We start from the raw sequence: 15,581 nt of genomic DNA, 5'->3' as shown, positions 1-15,581 counted from the left end.
GGTATTATCCTCACCTTTTTTAATTATATATTTTGTAGCATAAGTGAAATCTACAATTAATGAATAGTTAATAAAAATGTAAAGTTCAAATAACAAAAAAAATTAAATTGTTTGACATTAACTAAGCTGCTGATGCAAAAATGAATTAACATTTAAAGAATCAAGCTGGTCATACCACTACAATATACAACTTAAGTATCTATCTAAAACCATTAATTACTAAGTCGCACAATTTGTGTATCAACCATAATTATTGACTAATAAAAATAACTGAAGTTCAAACAAAAATGTAATCCATAAAATATTTTTAAACAGATGAATTTAGTACTTGCACATTAAAAGCCGATCGGTCTAATATGTAGGTATGAACAAAAATAATACAGTATCTCCACGACGTGGCCGTCCTCCTAAAATAGCCAGAGATAACGCCGATACTAAAGCGTTACTTATACGTACGGGTTTAGAAACGTTAACAGAGTTTGGCTTTAGTGCCACAGGACTCGATACAATATTAAAAAAAGCCTCAGTACCCAAAGGCTCTTTTTACCATTACTTTAAAAGCAAAGAAGCCTATGGCATTGCGTTGGTTGACGCCTACGACAGTTACTTTATTGCAAAGCTAAACCATTACCTTGATCAACAAAATATTCCCCCACTGGAACGCATAGTAAACTTTACACAAAGTGCTATTAAAGGCATGGGTAAGTACGATTACAAACGCGGTTGCTTAGTCGGTAATTTAAACCAAGAATTAAATCACTTAAGCGATGAATTTAAAAATCGCTTAATGCAAAGCTACACAGCTTGGCAAGAACAAATTGAAAACTGTTTAAATCAAGCTAAACAGCAAGGCACTATTTCTAAAACTGTAAATACACAATTAATGAGCGAGTACTTTTGGATTGGTTGGGAAGGCGCAGTAATGCGAGCAAAACTTACCAAGTCAAGTACACCCCTTACGCTATACACTGAAATGTTTTTGCGTGCATTACTTACATAATGCATTTTTATTTACCAATTAAAAGACGATCGGTCTAAAAGGATATGATATGAATAACCCAATTAAAGCCATTGTTATTAATAAAGAAGACAATAACTACAGCGCTTCTTTAGCGCAGCTTAACGAAAATGATTTACCTGACGAAAATACCACAATAAATGTGTTGTACAGCACATTAAACTATAAAGACGGTCTAGCCATTACAGGTAAAGGGCCGGTAGTGAGAACCTTTCCGATGGTGCCCGGTATAGATTTAGTAGGCACTGTAACAACGTCCACCAGCGATGAATTTAAAAATGGCGATCATGTTATTTTAAACGGTTTTGGTGTTGGCGAAAAACATTGGGGCGGCCTTGCACAAAAAGCAGCGCTAAATAGTGACTGGTTAATTCCCCTACCCGCTGCTATTAGTCCAAAACAAGCAATGCAAATTGGGACTGCCGGTTATACCGCTATGTTGAGCGTTATAGCACTCGAAAAACAAGGAGTTAAACCTGACGATGGTGAAATTTTAGTTACAGGTGCAAACGGTGGTGTTGGCAGTTTTGCTATTTATTTATTAAGTCAGCTCGGCTATAACGTAACCGCCGCCACAGGACGAGTAGATCAAAGCGAATACTTAAAAGAACTTGGTGCATCTCAAATAATTAACAGAGATGAGTTATCAAACCCGGGGAAGCCACTTCAAAAAGAACGTTTTGCTGCAGCTATAGATTCTGTTGGCAGCCATACGCTTGCAAATATTTGTGCGTCGCTTAAATACGGTGGTGTAGTCACTGCGTGTGGATTAGCTCAAGGCATGGATTTACCCGCATCAGTCGCGCCCTTTATTTTACGAGGTGTTTCACTTATTGGAATCGATAGTGTTATGCGACCAAAAGCAGACAGAATTGAAGCATGGGAAAGGTTAGCTACATTAGTAAAAGCTGACTATTTAGATAAAATTTCAACAGAAATTACACTCGAACAAGTAATTGAAAACGCCGAGCAACTCATGGAAGGTAAAATTCGTGGCCGCGTTGTAGTTAATTGCCAAGGTTAGGCTATTTACACTATTAAAGCCTCGTTATTAAATTTATAATACACTTTGTATTTTAATAACGAGGCAACACCTATGAGCAACCAAGAACTTTTCAGTAATAATCCACTGCAAGGCGTAAAACTAGAACAAGTGGTGGAAGAGCTGGTTGAGCAATATGGGTGGGAACTCCTGCACGCTTACTTACAGCTTAATTGTTTTAAAAATAATCCAGATATTAAATCTGCTGTAAAATTTTTACGTAAAACCCAATGGGCACAAGAAAAAGTAGAAAATTTTTACCTATACCGCCTTAAAAACTTGCCTAAACCAGATGATGTTCAGTACGAGTTACCGCCGCGTGATCGTGTTATACCGGCCGAACATAAACCAGGTGAACCTTGTGAACTAAGCTTTAGTGACGCAAAACGCATTCAAGCTAAAAAAGCCACTAAACAACGTGCGCGAGAACGCAAACAACGGTCTAATCCAAGTAACCCTTGGGGTAATTAAGAGTGAGTTTAAAAAGCCAATTTTTATTGGCTTTTTTTATGCCTTGTTGTAACTAGTTCTTAGCGTTGCAGCACTATAACTATGTAAACCGAATAAGTTAGCTTATTTAAACCTATGTTGCCGTTGTGCCTAGGAACTAGTACCCGCGCTTTTTCCAAAAATCTACTTCTGTTTGTTGCGCTTCTAATGCAACATTAAATGTTTTATCTGCAATTATTTTATTATTAAGCGTTAAAGTCATTCGCCATGGACCTAGCTTATTGCCAATAGGCTCCCACAATGTATCACCAAGATAAAAGTGCCAATCGTTATCTTTAATGTATTCAACGCCTTCAAAAGGCGGCATAACATCCCCCTCTTCGTTAGGTATGTCTGGATGGTAAATACAAAAATGCAGTTTTTCACCTTTGGCTTTTTTTATATTTACTATCAGCCCAAATTCTACGTCTATTTCAGCAACCACATCGGTAGTAAATTGCTCAATTTGTGGAAGAGCCTTGCTACTACTATCCCAAGTTGAATAAATACCATAACTCTGGAGCGTAACGCTGGGTTTTAACTTTGCCATTTATCCAACCTGTACTTACTTATATACCAAAATTTTATAATAAACCGTTGGTTTAGTCTTATATAAAAGTTTACTTACATAATTTTCATTTATATTTGCACATTGCTTGCACAATTACAGAATAATATTTTGATCTCTTTATCAGTGAGTTCAAAGTTATGAGTACATCCCTAGTAAATAGTATTTCTAAAAATTCAGTTGCACAATTTAAACTAATTGTGGGCTTTACTGCAATCTCATCACTTGTTGCATGCGGTGGTTCTGAGCAAAGCACTTCAATAAGCGACGTAATAACTGATAGCACAATAGCTGACGGTTCAAATATTGATGCAAATGGTTCTACATACAATGTTTTATGTGAGTACGCTTACAACGAATACAACAACGCTGACTCTGTGCAAACAACAAGCTCAGCTGACTGGACATGCACAGGCACAACGCGTGACATTATTGCTAATGGAATTCCTGACCACGACGTAGGCACTTTTCCTAATCCGGCTAACCCCAATACCATCTCAGAACAATCAGTAAATGAAAGCTTTACATTAACACCGATTCAATCATCATCCGCTACAATGATGGGCGGCCCTCGCGGTATAACAGGGCTTGTTTTAAATGGCGTTAAAATTGATGCCGGCACAGGTGGTAGCTGTGATGACTCAGGTGAAAATTGCGACCTAGGTGATAATAGCGGCAACTGGAATATAGAAGCTTTAAGCCAAACTACATTTAGTTTTGGCACAGATGCTAACAATGCCCATGTGCAACCAGATGGGACGTATCATTACCATGGAATGCCCGAAGGGTTTATAACAATGCAAGGCGGTAATGAAACAACCATGACATTAATAGGCTGGGCTGCAGATGGCTTTCCTATTTATGCACGTTATGGTTACTCAGATTCAACCGACGCCACTTCTGAACTCGTTGCAATGACAGGAAGTTACCAACACGTTACCACAGTCAGTACAAACAGACCTTCTACCGACATATACCCATTAGGAACATTTGCACAAGACTGGGAATACGTTGCAGGTTCAGGCGATTTAGATGAATGCAATGGCCGTATTGGCGTAACACCGGAATTTCCAGATGGTATTTATCACTACTATGCAACTGACACTTACCCGTTTTTTCAGCGTTGTGTAAAAGGAGAGCTTTAAGTTATGCGCCTTTCAAAATTAATACATAACATTGGGGTAATTATTATCGCTTTTTGTATATCTCAAAAAACACATGCGCACTTAATAGTTGCACAACATGGCACTCTTAATGTTGTTGAAGAGCATGTGTTTGTTGTGCTGTCGCTTCCTGCGTCGTCATTGTTAGGCGTTGACGAAAACAATGATGGGACACTTTCAATCACTGAATTTAATAAATACCGTAATCACATTAGTAAACAGGTTAAAAAGCACGTGTATTTGTCTGATCAGCAATATCGCTTTTCGATTGAAGGGCTGTTATTACACCCAGAAACGGTGCACAGCGGTAACAATACATTTGTTGATCAAATTACCATTACCGGCAGATTCACACCTCTAATGACAAACAATGTAAAATTCAATATTAATTTATTTGCCAATAACCGTAGTAAACAAACTTATAAAATTACCGCTACCAATAAACAGCAACAGCTTATTCATCAATTTGAGCTAGAGCCATTGTCTCCGCATAGTGAGTTATTTTAAAGTATTAGGCTGATTTACCAAGCCAAATAAACCCATTACAAAGGCTGACACGTTATACGCGTTTTGGGTTTTTAGGAAAGAATTGCTCAGCTTGTTGTGCACACAAATCAAACTCTCGTGTATTTTTATAGGGTAGCTTCATAAAGCCCGCAACGCCCACATCGGTAATGTTTACAGCATATTGCATTAGTTTATTTAACAAACGTTTAAATTCGGCCTCTTTTGTCGAGTCGAGTAGCCTGTAGTAGTGGTGAATTTTCATTCTGTCGGGCAAGGCTTCAAAAATAATACAACCGGTATGGTGTATTTGGTTTAGCTCAAATACACATTTAATAACTTTTTTAGGCAGCTGTAATTGCTCATCGGGATCTTTACCATCTTCAAAGTATGAATGTGGTCGGGTTATTTCGTTAGCTTTAACGCTCACAACTTCATAATCTAGCTCAGGAAGACTATCAAACTTAAATGCACCGGTTCCATCTCGCTCTAATTGAATGGTTTTACGTGCATCAAATAAACAACATTTAAATAGCCCTTTTTGGTTAATTGCTTGGGCTAACATCACTGTATTGTTTATTGAATCTGTAAATGCTTTGCCTAGTGACTCATCGTGCATTATTAATGACGACTCAATAAACAACGATTCATCTTTCCAATGAAAACTAAGCCCACCCACGGCTGGGTATTTGGCAAGCCGGCTTATGGAGGCCAAAAATGCTTTTTCGGTGTCGCCAGTATCAAATAAAAATTCTTTGTAGTATCGGTCTAACTGGGCATCATTTACATCTAGTAACTGTTGGTTGTGGTCAGCTTGGCGTAAAAACTGTTTACGCGAGCTATAAACTACAGTATCTGGCGCTTCATCGGTACCGTACCAAAACGGGATGGCGGCTTTTTGCTGTGTTAATTTAAGATCGGGTAAATACGCTTTTGCCATTGTTGGTATATTACGTATAAAGTAATCACCTGCAGCATCACGTACTGTTTTACTTTTACTGAGCATGCCGTCTATAACGTTAGCAAGCTCTTTAGGTAGCCCTAAAGAAATTGCAGGAATAGCCTGCGCACCAAATCGGCAAGACTGTGCAGACGCTAATGCATATAAAGTTGCTGCAACACCTTGTTCATCAAACCGCGGGGATGATTGCTCACCCGACATTTGCGCTTCGCCGATAAAGTACACATCACCCATACGCGCATTAGTCGTACTTAAATCTCCCGACATTAAATCCATAAAGTTACTGGCTACGGGCTCACCGTTACTGTGTAATTGGGCATATACCGAACTCCCCCAATCAACTAAAGATAAAGCGTCTGTTTGCGCATCCCACACCAAATTTGAAGGTTTTATATCTCCATGCACAATTGGTTGAGCACTTAAGCCATTTTTGTGGTTACTTAAATCAAGTAACACATTACGTAATTTAACGGCTAATGCCATTATTTTAGCCGCGCTAAATCGCCCCTCTTTAAGCGACACTTTTTCAAGGTCTTCTCCCATGGCGCGCGCCATCATTAAAATGCCCTGCTTTTTAATGCGCTCAAACGCATAAAATTTAGGCACCAGCGGATTATTAATTTGTGAAAGCATATACGCTTCGTCTTCAAGACGGTCACGTACACTTTGAGCAAGCGTAATCCGTGAAAACTTAAACACCCAAGGCAAGCCTTTGTCGTCTTCACCTGCAAATACAAACCCAAATGCACCTGAGCCAATCATTTCTACATTTTTATAACCAAGCAAAGTAAGTTGTTTAATACAAATATTAAGCCACTGGCGATGTTTTTTAGCATCACGATGCGACAGCAAATATACGGATTGCTCTTCGTTAATGTAAAAATTTCGAATTTCTTTGGCTTTCAATACAGGCTCTCTAATTATGTGATTACTGGTAAGTTTTAACACTCTGATTATTAGTTTTATATAACGACATTACAATAGCACCAATATAGTTTTCAAACTTAAGCCCTATTTGAAAAATAAAACACTCAATGTTGCATCCAAAAGGTTTACTTAGTCGTTTTAATTTAAACAGCACTGAATAGTAAACATAATAGATAGGACTTTAAGGATGAAAACATTAGCAATTTTAACTATCGGCACATTATATAGCGGTTATGTACATGCCAATATAGAAAAGCTCACTGTATATGGGCACCGTGATGGTTTAATTGGCGAATCAATCAGTGCCTCTAGCGGCATTATTGGCCAAGGTGAAATTGAGCAGCGCCCAATGCTAAGAAGCGCTGAAATGTTAGAGCTCATTCCGGGGATGGCGGTTACTCAACACAGTGGCTCAGGTAAAGCAAACCAATACTTTATTAGAGGATTTAACTTAGACCATGGAACCGACTTTGCCACCAGTATCGATGGTATGCCTATCAACATGCGTAGCCACGGACACGGCCAAGGTTACACCGATCTAAACTTTATAATTCCCGAATCTATTTCTACCATTAACTATCAAAAGGGTTCATATAGCGCAAGCCAAGGTGATTTTTCAAGTGCCGGTAGTGCACAGTTTAAACTGCTTGATAATGTTAAGCACCAGCAAATAGAACTAAGTATTGGTGAAGATAACTATAAACACGCGGTAGTACTTGGCTCAACTAACCTTAAAAAAGGTAAACTTATTGCGGCTGCTGAGTGGCAAGGCTACGACGGCCCTTGGGATGACATAAACGAAGACGTGAATAAAAAAAATGCCCTACTACGCTATGTTGGTAAAGCATTTAATGGTGACCTATCAATAAGCGCAATGGCATACGACAACACATGGAACTCAGCCGATCAAATTCCACAGCGTGCTGTTTCGCAAAAATTAATAACACAATTAGGCTCGCTCGACACCACTCTTGGCGGCAGCTCTAGTCGTTATAGTTTATCGGGTAATTGGCAAGGGGAGCATTTGAAAGCCAGCGCTTATGTAATAAATTACGATTTAAACCTATATTCTAATTTCAGTTATTTTTTAAATGACCCAATTAATGGCGATCAGTTTAATCAGCAAGATAACCGCAATATTTATGGCACCACTTTAAGCTATCAGTTTGAAACTAAAACATCAGGCATAAACATGCAACACACTGCAGGGCTTGAGCTTAAACACGACGATATAGATAACGTTGGGCTATATAACACTAAAGCCAGAGAACAGCTAAGCACAGTAAGGCAAGATGCACTGAAGCAAACGAGTTATTCAAGCTTTTGGGAGTCTAAACTTTTATTTACCCCAAAACTAGAAGCAACAGCAGGTGTAAGGTACGACTATTTTGATACAAATGTAACCAGTATTACCGCCGTAAACTCAGGTAAAGCAAGTGATGATTTAATCAGTTTTAAAGCAAGCTTAAATTATCGCTTTACTCAATTGCTAGCTGCCTATACAAATTGGGGGCAATCATTTCACTCTAACGATGCGCGCGGCTCCACAATAAATATCGATCCAGTAACAGGTGATCAAGCCGAACGGGTCGATCTATTAGTAAAAAGTGAAGGCGCTGAAATTGGATTACGATTTGCTGATGAAAAAAAATATAATATGTCAGCTGCGCTTTGGTGGTTAAAACTCGACTCAGAACTATTGTTTGTCGGAGATGCTGGTAATACAGAGCCAAGTGATGCGTCTAAGCGGTATGGGTTAGAAATGAGTGCCTATTACTGGATTAACGACCAATTTAATATTGATTTAGAAGCCTCGTTTACACATTCTCGCTTAGATATAAATGACAATAACAATTACATAGAAGGCGCTGTACCCGTTGTAGCAAGTACAGGTTTAAATTGGCACTTAAGTAAACAATGGCAATCATCGATCAGGGTACGCCATATTGGTAAACGCACATTAACAGACGACGGTGATAAGCGCTCAAACCCGCTAACGGTAGTTAATAGCTCTGTGAGCTATAAGCAAACCCATTGGAAAGTAGACTTTGAATTACTTAACTTGTTTAACAGTACCGACCACGATATAGATTACTATTATGCATCGCGTTTATCCGGTGAGCCCGCTCAAGGCGTTGAAGATAATCATTTTCACCCTATTGAGCCCAGAACTGCACGCCTAACACTTAGTTTATTGTTTTAGTATTTATTAACGCAATAGCTACACTGTATATAAATACAGTGTAGCTGTAAATGGGCACTTATTTGCAAAATTTCGCCTAACCGGTTTCTTTACTTTTTGATGACCCAAACAGTACAAATACATATAATTTAAATTACAGTAACTTAATTAGTAGTTGTTTTAGGCGCATTTCGCTGCGCGGGGCTTGTTTTAAAGCTTGCAATCATATTATGAGGGTTTTTACATTCAGCCTGTATTTTAGCGGCCTCAGCCCACCATATTAATTGATTAAATGTACGAGTAAAATAGTTAAACCACGAGGTCTGATCATCATCAGTAGCACACCCTCCAAGCTCGTTAAACACATCCTGTGCCTTTGGAACATGAATCATCGACGATACTGGTAAACACCCAAGTTCTGATAAAAAAGTGCGCATACTAATAGCTGCACGAACCCCACCCCACTGCCCAGCAGAATAAGAAACAATCGCACTGGGTTTATACGAAAACAGTGAACTACCAAAGTGATTGAGAAGATCAGCTAATGCAGGGCTCATAGAGTGATTATATTCAGGGCTGATCATTATGTAGCCATCAGCAGATTTAATTTTATCGGCCAAATTGTTAAGTTTAGTGGGGGCATTGTGCTGTGTATATGCAAAGTGGGGTTTAAATACAGCGTCGTTTGGGTAATCTAACGCATCAATTATTTCAAATTCATGTTCACTAAAGTGTGACTGCAAACACAATAAACATGCTTTACTAACTCTACTTCCAAGACGTACTGGTTTAGGGGGGGAGCTCTCACGCACAGTGCCTAAAAACAATAAAAACTTCATAATATAACTCCATGTAAATATTTTGTTTTACATTAAGCCTAGTATCACCGACATGCAAATAAATTTATAACGTATTTTTTATGCCGTTATACGTCGCTCTTAATTGCCGTTTCAGCTTATCGCACTTAACTAAGCACTCAAAAATAGGTAAAAAACAGTTTTAAATTAATCTTAGGTGAACGATGAAACACATAATTAAAGCCTCTCTCTTAACGCTAGCAATAAGCGCTAGTTTAAATACACACGCAGCACAGTTTTCGTTTTCTTCTAAAGTAGACAACGATGCACACACATTAATTGTGTTTTATAGCCAAGATGGAAAAAACAATCAATTTAAAAACCTCGACAAACAATTTAATGGACAGCTGCAACGTATAATTGATGTTGAAAACTTTGAAGGTGAATACGCCAAAACAACACAGCTGATTGCCCCACTTAATAGTAACTACAAACGTATATTAGTCGTCGGAACTGGTAAACAAAACGAGTTAAATAAAGCACGCATTGCTAAATTAGGCGGAAACGTGCACGCTCAATTAGTTAAATATAAAGCCGATACCGCCAATGTATTATTTGACGATGTAACGGGTGTTGATGCAAACCATTTACTAGCTGCAAACTTTGCGCATGGCGCAAACCTGCGTGACCATCGTTTTGAAAAATACAAACAAACACCTAGCACGCAAACAGTGACTTACTCGTTTGATGTCGATAGCACAAAAAAGACGAAAGCGACGTATAAACAGCTAGAAAGTATTCAGGCCGGTGTATTTTTAGCACGCGATCTTACCTCTGAAGTAGCCACTGAAATGACGCCAGTTGATTTTGCAAATGCAGCAAAAGAGCTTGAATCGTTAGGCGTGACCATTACAGTTTTAAAGCCTGAACAACTTAAAGAGCTTGGTATGGGCGCATTAGAAGCCGTTGGCCGCGGTAGCGATCAGGGTGCTCGCTTAGTCGTTGCCCATTATAAAGGCTCTAACGACGACCCAATAGCATTAGTAGGTAAAGGTATAACATTCGACTCGGGCGGTTATAGTATTAAAACAGGTGCATCTATCGCGCGTATGAAATCAGACATGGCAGGCGCTGCAGCTGTACTCGGTACGGTTAAAGCAATGGCTATGGCCAAAGCCGACAAAAACGTTGTAGCTGTAATGGGCATGGCGGCAAATATGGTTTCGCAATTTGCAGTAGCGCCTGGCGATGTTGTTCGAACAGCTGAAGGCTTAAGTGTTGAAATACTCAACACCGACGCCGAAGGCCGTTTAGTTTTAAGTGATGCAATGTGGTATGCACGTAAGCACTTCAACCCAAGCATAATGATTGATGTAGCTACGCTTACTGGTTCAAAAATTCGTGCCGTTGGTAACGAGTATGCGGCTGTTTTCTCAAAAGACGACACACTCGTAAATCAGCTAACACTTGCTGGCGAGCAGGTAAACGAAAACCTATGGCGTTTACCATTAGGTTATAAAGATATGCTTAAATCAGACATTGCCGACATAACAAACGTAGGGTCTGGCGGACCTGGCGCAACCACTGCAGCAACGTTTTTAGAGCATTTTGCGGGTGAAACGCGTTGGGTTCATATTGATATTGCAGGTAACGCGTTAGTTAAAAAAGGAAAAGGTGAACTATCACCTGGCGGCACAGGCTATGGTGTACGCTTGTTAAGCGAATGGCTATTGGCTAACTAATTTTATTTTACGCCAAAAGCCCACGCTTTTGGCGTTTACTCCACTAATTAAATATAAAGCGACTCGCTGTTACACCAATAATAATGCCTACCACTAGTACAGCAACCGTATAAAACACCCGTTTACTCTCACCACTATGGCTTACTTCTTGAGGTAGCTGTGCTCCGGTGTCTATTTTAGATTCTGTATGTGGCGTATCATTATGTTTATCAAAGCAAGCCTGTTTGGGATCATCAATCGTTGGCTCTAGATTTATTATTTCATTATGAATGGGTGTTTCAGTGACTGAGCTCTGAATATCATGGGTGTTAATTTGGTCTACGTCGCTGGTGTTATTTTGAAATTCAGGTTTATCACTCAAAGGGGCTTGTATTAGCTCCTCGGTTATTTCGTCATATTCAAACTGCATCACCACTTGGTTTGAGCTAACCTGTTCACCTTCATTTATATTTATCTTGGTGACAACTCCGTTAGCCATGGCAACAATTTCAAGAACAACTTTATCAGTTTCCACATCAAGTAATGTGTCATCTTTTTTTACGTGTTGCCCCTCAGTCACATATATTTTTGTAGCCAAAGCAGACATTGTTGGTTCGGGTAAATGAGGTATTAAAACATCACTGTTCATCGTTCTTCCTTGCTTAATAAATGTAATAAGTTTACTAATACAGCCTATCAAGCCCTTTGATAGTTAACAATAATTTTTTAACACGTACAGTCCCTATTAATTTATTTATGCCTTATCAAATTTTTGTGCAGCTTGTATTAAAGTGTCACCGTAAATTTAGTTAAACCAATTAACTGGCCTGATTCAGTCATAACCTTAACTTGCCACTTTCCTGCCGCGTTTTGTGGAAAATTTACTTTGTGTGTCCATGCTCTATAACCACTTTTACGCCCACCGCTGATATTAAGCGCTATTTTATCTACCTGTTTTTTATTGTGTGTCCATACATGAAATATCTTTTCGTTTAACCCTCGCGGTGCTTTTACCGCTGTCCATGTATAAAGCCCTTTTGCGTGTAACGAGCGTTCATTTAACGAGTTAACATTTCCTATCGGTTTTTTACTTTGCTCATTTACCTCATGCGCTAATGTAATGCTTGTTAGGTGCAGCGCGGCAGGTGGAACAAAGCTTTTTAATTGCCATATGCCTACACTCAAACTGAATAAAATTATTGCTAAAATAGGTAAACGCCACCACGGGGCATTAGGCATTAAATTAGTAAGACTAGGTAATGTTAATACAACGGCTATAACTAATGCAGCAGCTAAACTTTGGCTGGTTGTTAAGCTAAACAAAATAGGCAATGTAACAAGTAAAACTACAAACAAAGCAAAGTTATGAAACACCGTAAATAGCGTTCTATTTTTAGCTAATTTTTTGTAATAGAAGGGATCAATAACCGATGCAACCGCACACAAAATAATAAGTGATGTAAATACTGCTTGAGGATGATCCCACTGGGTTACAACTAAAAAAAATGGTAGCGCAAAAAACAAACTCTCTTGCTGAATCATTTGTAGAGCAAAACGTGTTACATTAGGTGAAACACTCACACCAAATCGTTCTTCAACTTTATCACGAAGCCAATTATCTACAATTAACCACAACCAGCTTATAAGTAAAACTAAAGCAACAACTTGCGCAAACGACTCCTTTCTATCAACTAGCACGTAGCTTGCAATACCAGAGCAAAACGCTAAAACAGCCAATAAGCCCGGTCGTTTTTGCATTGCATTAATAAATTGAGTAATCAACGATTTTATTTTGTTCATTTGTTCGCTTTGTAAGTACCAAATGCACTTTATTATTATGAAGTTAGTTATAACAGATTAGCTAAACAAAAATGAACAGAACATAGATAGCCCAATAATATTTTTAATATTGAGAAACTAAATAAGAGCGCGGGACTATTTTGGTAAATTGTTTATGTGGCTCAATTACAAATTATGTAAATAAAAATCTATTGTACACTCACAAAACCAACACAGTTTATAAGGACGGTACTAATAACAAATATTCAGGATTAATATAAAGCGTTTTAACTAAGGCCTTTGAGCAATTGAACGGTAAATGTTGTTCAAACAAAGGCCCAACTAAAAAAAACCACGTTATTGATTAGTGGTAGAGCTTTTTTTAAATTGAGATAAACCCCAAAATAGTATGCCAGTGCCAGCACATGAAAGAAAAAAGAATAACCCCAAACCTAAAGGGGAACCCCAGTTTAAAATATGATATAAAAATTCCATACTCTAGCCTTCAAAAATTGAATTTAGCAAACATTAACCCAATAATTATAAAAATACTAACTAAAGCTTTTAAAGCTAAAAGAGCAACATTTGGTTCTTTGCTGCTAACGTACTCAAATAGTTTAATTTAAAAAACACAACGTTTAAGGATGTACCAGCTAAATATCAGTCACCAAACATTAAAGGCAAATTTAAAGGTCGGCTCCGTTCATTTTATTATTTCTAGTATTTTGGCAAACGCATTCGCGATACCGTATTATCAGCCAAAACATAATGGTGAAATAAAGCCGCAGCCGCATGTAAACCTATTACGTAATAACCGACTTCCCCTGCGGTTTCATGTATCTCTTTAATACTTTTAGCAAGTTCAAAGTTTTGAGAGGCCAACGCAGGCAACTCTAAACCAAAAAACGGGATGGGTTTACCTGCTAAACTCAAAATTAGCCAACCAGCTATTGGCATAGCAAACATAAACACATACAGCGCAATATGAACAAATGTAGCTAATTTATTTTGCCACTTTGCAGGCTCAGGTTGTATGGCAGGTGCAGCACCACCCACTAAACGAGCAACTAACCTCACACTAACTAAAGCTAGCACAGATAAACCCAACATAAAGTGCCACATTTTAAAGGCATCACGGGTTGCAGTGCCTTTATCAAATAATTCGCGAAGTTCAATACTGCCGTAAACAGTGACAATTAAAATAAACATAAGCCAGTGTAAGGCTATAGAGAATGTATTGTAATGAGTCGTTGTGTTTTTAAAATTCATAATAACTCCTAAAAAACGAATTAAAGTTAAAAGCTCACTTATGCGTATGAGTATATGTTTACAGGCTAACCTTTAATCACTCACTGCTTAATGATCTAAAACATAAAATGAGTTACTAAGTCAGTTCAATGGTTTAATGATTCTGGAATTTAAGTATTAGTTACAATAACTGAGCAAGCTTAAAATAAACTTAAATAGTAGGCAAAAAACGACAACCTTAAGTTACCGTTTTAAATAATTAACGTGTTTTAAAAGTAATAGATAGCAGCAAGAGAAAGAGCATCTAGAACGACGAGTGATTTAGACTAGCCAAAGCTTGCAGAATTGGCTCTTATAATGCCTAAAGTCAAGATTTGACCCCTTTGGCTCACCATGCTTGGAACTTCTCGCGCATTTCATCGGTGACGATGCAAGATGAGGCAAGGCAGCCAAAATTGTCAAACAGAAGTAGTAAAAAAGAGTAGTAAAAAAGTTAACCGCATTTATCAATTCCTTCTGTGACATAACGCTCTGCTAAGCGGAAAATAATGGTTAGCTATTGACGCCATAGTCTCTTGTTAGCAGTACTATTTACACTTACTGTCAGGTTGGATTTTATCTAATCCCCCTGTTTGTAAACTAAAACGTAAGCTACCACCTAAAACATGAGGCACATATAAATAGCCGTAACGTAATTCAGGTTGTAATCCTGTGCAACGCCATTGAATCGAAGATACACTACGGCCAAGTTTATCAAAATCAGCTTTTTTAGGAAAAAGCCCTGTTAACTCATACTCTTTGATTAGCTCTCCGTTAGGAGCGTAAATCACAATAACTTTTCCTGAGCCTGTCGAATACCAATTATCAATGGTAACTAATGTACCATCATTTGCCACTAGCACTCGAATTGGAGCTGCTGGATTTTTTAACGTTATTTCTTGGTAAATGTCATAAGCATTACTCCCATTCCATTTGAAATATTGAGCTTTAGCAAAATCTTTTTCCGAGCTTTTTAAATCGTGATTCAAAAAGCCGTCTCCAGGAGTAACCCTTACTACAATTGACGAATTTTCATTTAAAGCAGAAGTAACTTCCGGACTTCCCCACTTGTCAGCATAGGAAAGATTCGAAAAGATAATAATGAAAAATAATGTTAGATATTTCACTGTACTCCCTTGTACT

Annotated in this window: 14 protein-coding genes; 7 read left to right on the top strand and 7 right to left on the bottom strand. The window is 38.3% G+C overall.

What is annotated here, in order from left to right:
- The first annotated feature begins 364 nt into the window (after positions 1 to 364).
- The 3 genes from acuR to RF53_RS06185 all read left to right on the top strand — a co-directional run bounded on the left by acuR (position 365) and on the right by RF53_RS06185 (position 2,531).
- Complete coding sequence (gene acuR, locus RF53_RS06195; RefSeq protein ID WP_039036961.1) at positions 365 to 1,000, top strand: acrylate utilization transcriptional regulator AcuR; 636 nt, start codon at positions 365 to 367, stop codon at positions 998 to 1,000.
- A 49-nt stretch (positions 1,001 to 1,049) separates the two neighbouring features.
- Positions 1,050 to 2,042 carry an acrylyl-CoA reductase (NADPH) gene (gene acuI, locus RF53_RS06190; RefSeq protein ID WP_039036960.1) on the top strand — a complete coding sequence of 331 codons (993 nt, stop codon included), beginning with the start codon at positions 1,050 to 1,052 and terminating at the stop codon, positions 2,040 to 2,042.
- A 72-nt stretch (positions 2,043 to 2,114) separates the two neighbouring features.
- The gene (locus tag RF53_RS06185; protein ID WP_008126969.1) at positions 2,115 to 2,531 is read left to right on the top strand and encodes a VF530 family DNA-binding protein; all 417 of its coding nucleotides are present in this window, start codon (positions 2,115 to 2,117) and stop codon (positions 2,529 to 2,531) included.
- Between the two features lie 136 nt (positions 2,532 to 2,667).
- On the opposite strand, the gene RF53_RS06180 is transcribed toward RF53_RS06185, so the two are convergent.
- Entirely contained in the window at positions 2,668 to 3,099 is a 432-nt protein-coding gene (locus tag RF53_RS06180; RefSeq protein ID WP_039036959.1) for a DUF3859 domain-containing protein, read from the bottom strand.
- A 158-nt stretch (positions 3,100 to 3,257) separates the two neighbouring features.
- Here RF53_RS06180 and RF53_RS06175 point away from each other — a divergent pair, with 158 nt between their 5' ends.
- Together RF53_RS06175 and RF53_RS06170 are read left to right on the top strand one after the other, a co-directional pair.
- On the top strand, positions 3,258 to 4,262 hold the full coding sequence (locus tag RF53_RS06175) for a YHYH protein (protein ID WP_039036958.1): 1,005 nt from the start codon (positions 3,258 to 3,260) through the stop codon (positions 4,260 to 4,262).
- A 3-nt stretch (positions 4,263 to 4,265) separates the two neighbouring features.
- Entirely contained in the window at positions 4,266 to 4,787 is a 522-nt protein-coding gene (locus RF53_RS06170; RefSeq protein WP_039036957.1) for a hypothetical protein, read from the top strand.
- 52 nt (positions 4,788 to 4,839) lie between these two features.
- On the opposite strand, the gene RF53_RS06165 is transcribed toward RF53_RS06170, so the two are convergent.
- Positions 4,840 to 6,651 carry a protein kinase domain-containing protein gene (locus RF53_RS06165; protein WP_039036956.1) on the bottom strand — a complete coding sequence of 604 codons (1,812 nt, stop codon included), beginning with the start codon at positions 6,649 to 6,651 and terminating at the stop codon, positions 4,840 to 4,842.
- A 208-nt stretch (positions 6,652 to 6,859) separates the two neighbouring features.
- Here RF53_RS06165 and RF53_RS06160 point away from each other — a divergent pair, with 208 nt between their 5' ends.
- A complete protein-coding gene (locus tag RF53_RS06160; RefSeq protein WP_039036955.1) occupies positions 6,860 to 8,875 on the top strand; it encodes a TonB-dependent receptor in 2,016 nt (671 codons plus the stop codon).
- Between the two features lie 143 nt (positions 8,876 to 9,018).
- On the opposite strand, the gene RF53_RS06155 is transcribed toward RF53_RS06160, so the two are convergent.
- On the bottom strand, positions 9,019 to 9,693 hold the full coding sequence (locus RF53_RS06155) for an NADPH-dependent FMN reductase (protein ID WP_039036954.1): 675 nt from the start codon (positions 9,691 to 9,693) through the stop codon (positions 9,019 to 9,021).
- Between the two features lie 182 nt (positions 9,694 to 9,875).
- Here RF53_RS06155 and RF53_RS06150 point away from each other — a divergent pair, with 182 nt between their 5' ends.
- Entirely contained in the window at positions 9,876 to 11,393 is a 1,518-nt protein-coding gene (locus RF53_RS06150) for a leucyl aminopeptidase (protein WP_039036953.1), read from the top strand.
- 43 nt (positions 11,394 to 11,436) lie between these two features.
- Here the strand turns inward: RF53_RS06150 and RF53_RS06145 are convergent, their stop codons facing one another.
- The 4 genes from RF53_RS06145 to RF53_RS06125 form a co-directional block, all read right to left on the bottom strand.
- Entirely contained in the window at positions 11,437 to 12,021 is a 585-nt protein-coding gene (locus RF53_RS06145; RefSeq protein WP_039036952.1) for a lipoyl domain-containing protein, read from the bottom strand.
- A 137-nt stretch (positions 12,022 to 12,158) separates the two neighbouring features.
- Positions 12,159 to 13,172: a DUF5924 family protein gene (locus tag RF53_RS06140; protein ID WP_039036951.1), complete on the bottom strand. Its 1,014-nt coding sequence runs from the start codon at positions 13,170 to 13,172 to the stop codon at positions 12,159 to 12,161.
- Between the two features lie 696 nt (positions 13,173 to 13,868).
- On the bottom strand, positions 13,869 to 14,420 hold the full coding sequence (locus tag RF53_RS06130; protein WP_039036949.1) for a cytochrome b: 552 nt from the start codon (positions 14,418 to 14,420) through the stop codon (positions 13,869 to 13,871).
- Between the two features lie 566 nt (positions 14,421 to 14,986).
- A complete protein-coding gene (locus RF53_RS06125) occupies positions 14,987 to 15,565 on the bottom strand; it encodes a hypothetical protein (protein WP_152607092.1) in 579 nt (192 codons plus the stop codon).
- Positions 15,566 to 15,581 lie beyond the last annotated feature (16 nt).

Origin of the sequence: Pseudoalteromonas sp. ECSMB14103 (assembly GCF_000813065.1) — a bacterium.
GTDB lineage: Bacteria > Pseudomonadota > Gammaproteobacteria > Enterobacterales > Alteromonadaceae > Pseudoalteromonas > Pseudoalteromonas marina.
This window is presented reverse-complemented; position numbering and strand designations above follow the sequence as displayed.

Excerpts from the sequence above, each read along its gene's own strand:
- RF53_RS06145 (WP_039036952.1), bottom strand. The coding sequence starts at position 12,021 with ATGAACAGTGATGTTTTAATACCTCATTTACCCGAACCAACAATGTCT.
- acuI (WP_039036960.1), top strand. The coding sequence starts at position 1,050 with ATGAATAACCCAATTAAAGCCATTGTTATTAATAAAGAAGACAATAAC.
- RF53_RS06160 (WP_039036955.1), top strand. The coding sequence starts at position 6,860 with ATGAAAACATTAGCAATTTTAACTATCGGCACATTATATAGCGGTTAT.
- RF53_RS06180 (WP_039036959.1), bottom strand. The coding sequence starts at position 3,099 with ATGGCAAAGTTAAAACCCAGCGTTACGCTCCAGAGTTATGGTATTTAT.
- acuR (WP_039036961.1), top strand. The coding sequence starts at position 365 with ATGAACAAAAATAATACAGTATCTCCACGACGTGGCCGTCCTCCTAAA.
- RF53_RS06130 (WP_039036949.1), bottom strand. The coding sequence starts at position 14,420 with ATGAATTTTAAAAACACAACGACTCATTACAATACATTCTCTATAGCC.
- RF53_RS06185 (WP_008126969.1), top strand. The coding sequence starts at position 2,115 with ATGAGCAACCAAGAACTTTTCAGTAATAATCCACTGCAAGGCGTAAAA.
- RF53_RS06170 (WP_039036957.1), top strand. The coding sequence starts at position 4,266 with ATGCGCCTTTCAAAATTAATACATAACATTGGGGTAATTATTATCGCT.
- RF53_RS06150 (WP_039036953.1), top strand. The coding sequence starts at position 9,876 with ATGAAACACATAATTAAAGCCTCTCTCTTAACGCTAGCAATAAGCGCT.
- RF53_RS06175 (WP_039036958.1), top strand. The coding sequence starts at position 3,258 with ATGAGTACATCCCTAGTAAATAGTATTTCTAAAAATTCAGTTGCACAA.
- RF53_RS06140 (WP_039036951.1), bottom strand. The coding sequence starts at position 13,172 with ATGAACAAAATAAAATCGTTGATTACTCAATTTATTAATGCAATGCAA.
- RF53_RS06155 (WP_039036954.1), bottom strand. The coding sequence starts at position 9,693 with ATGAAGTTTTTATTGTTTTTAGGCACTGTGCGTGAGAGCTCCCCCCCT.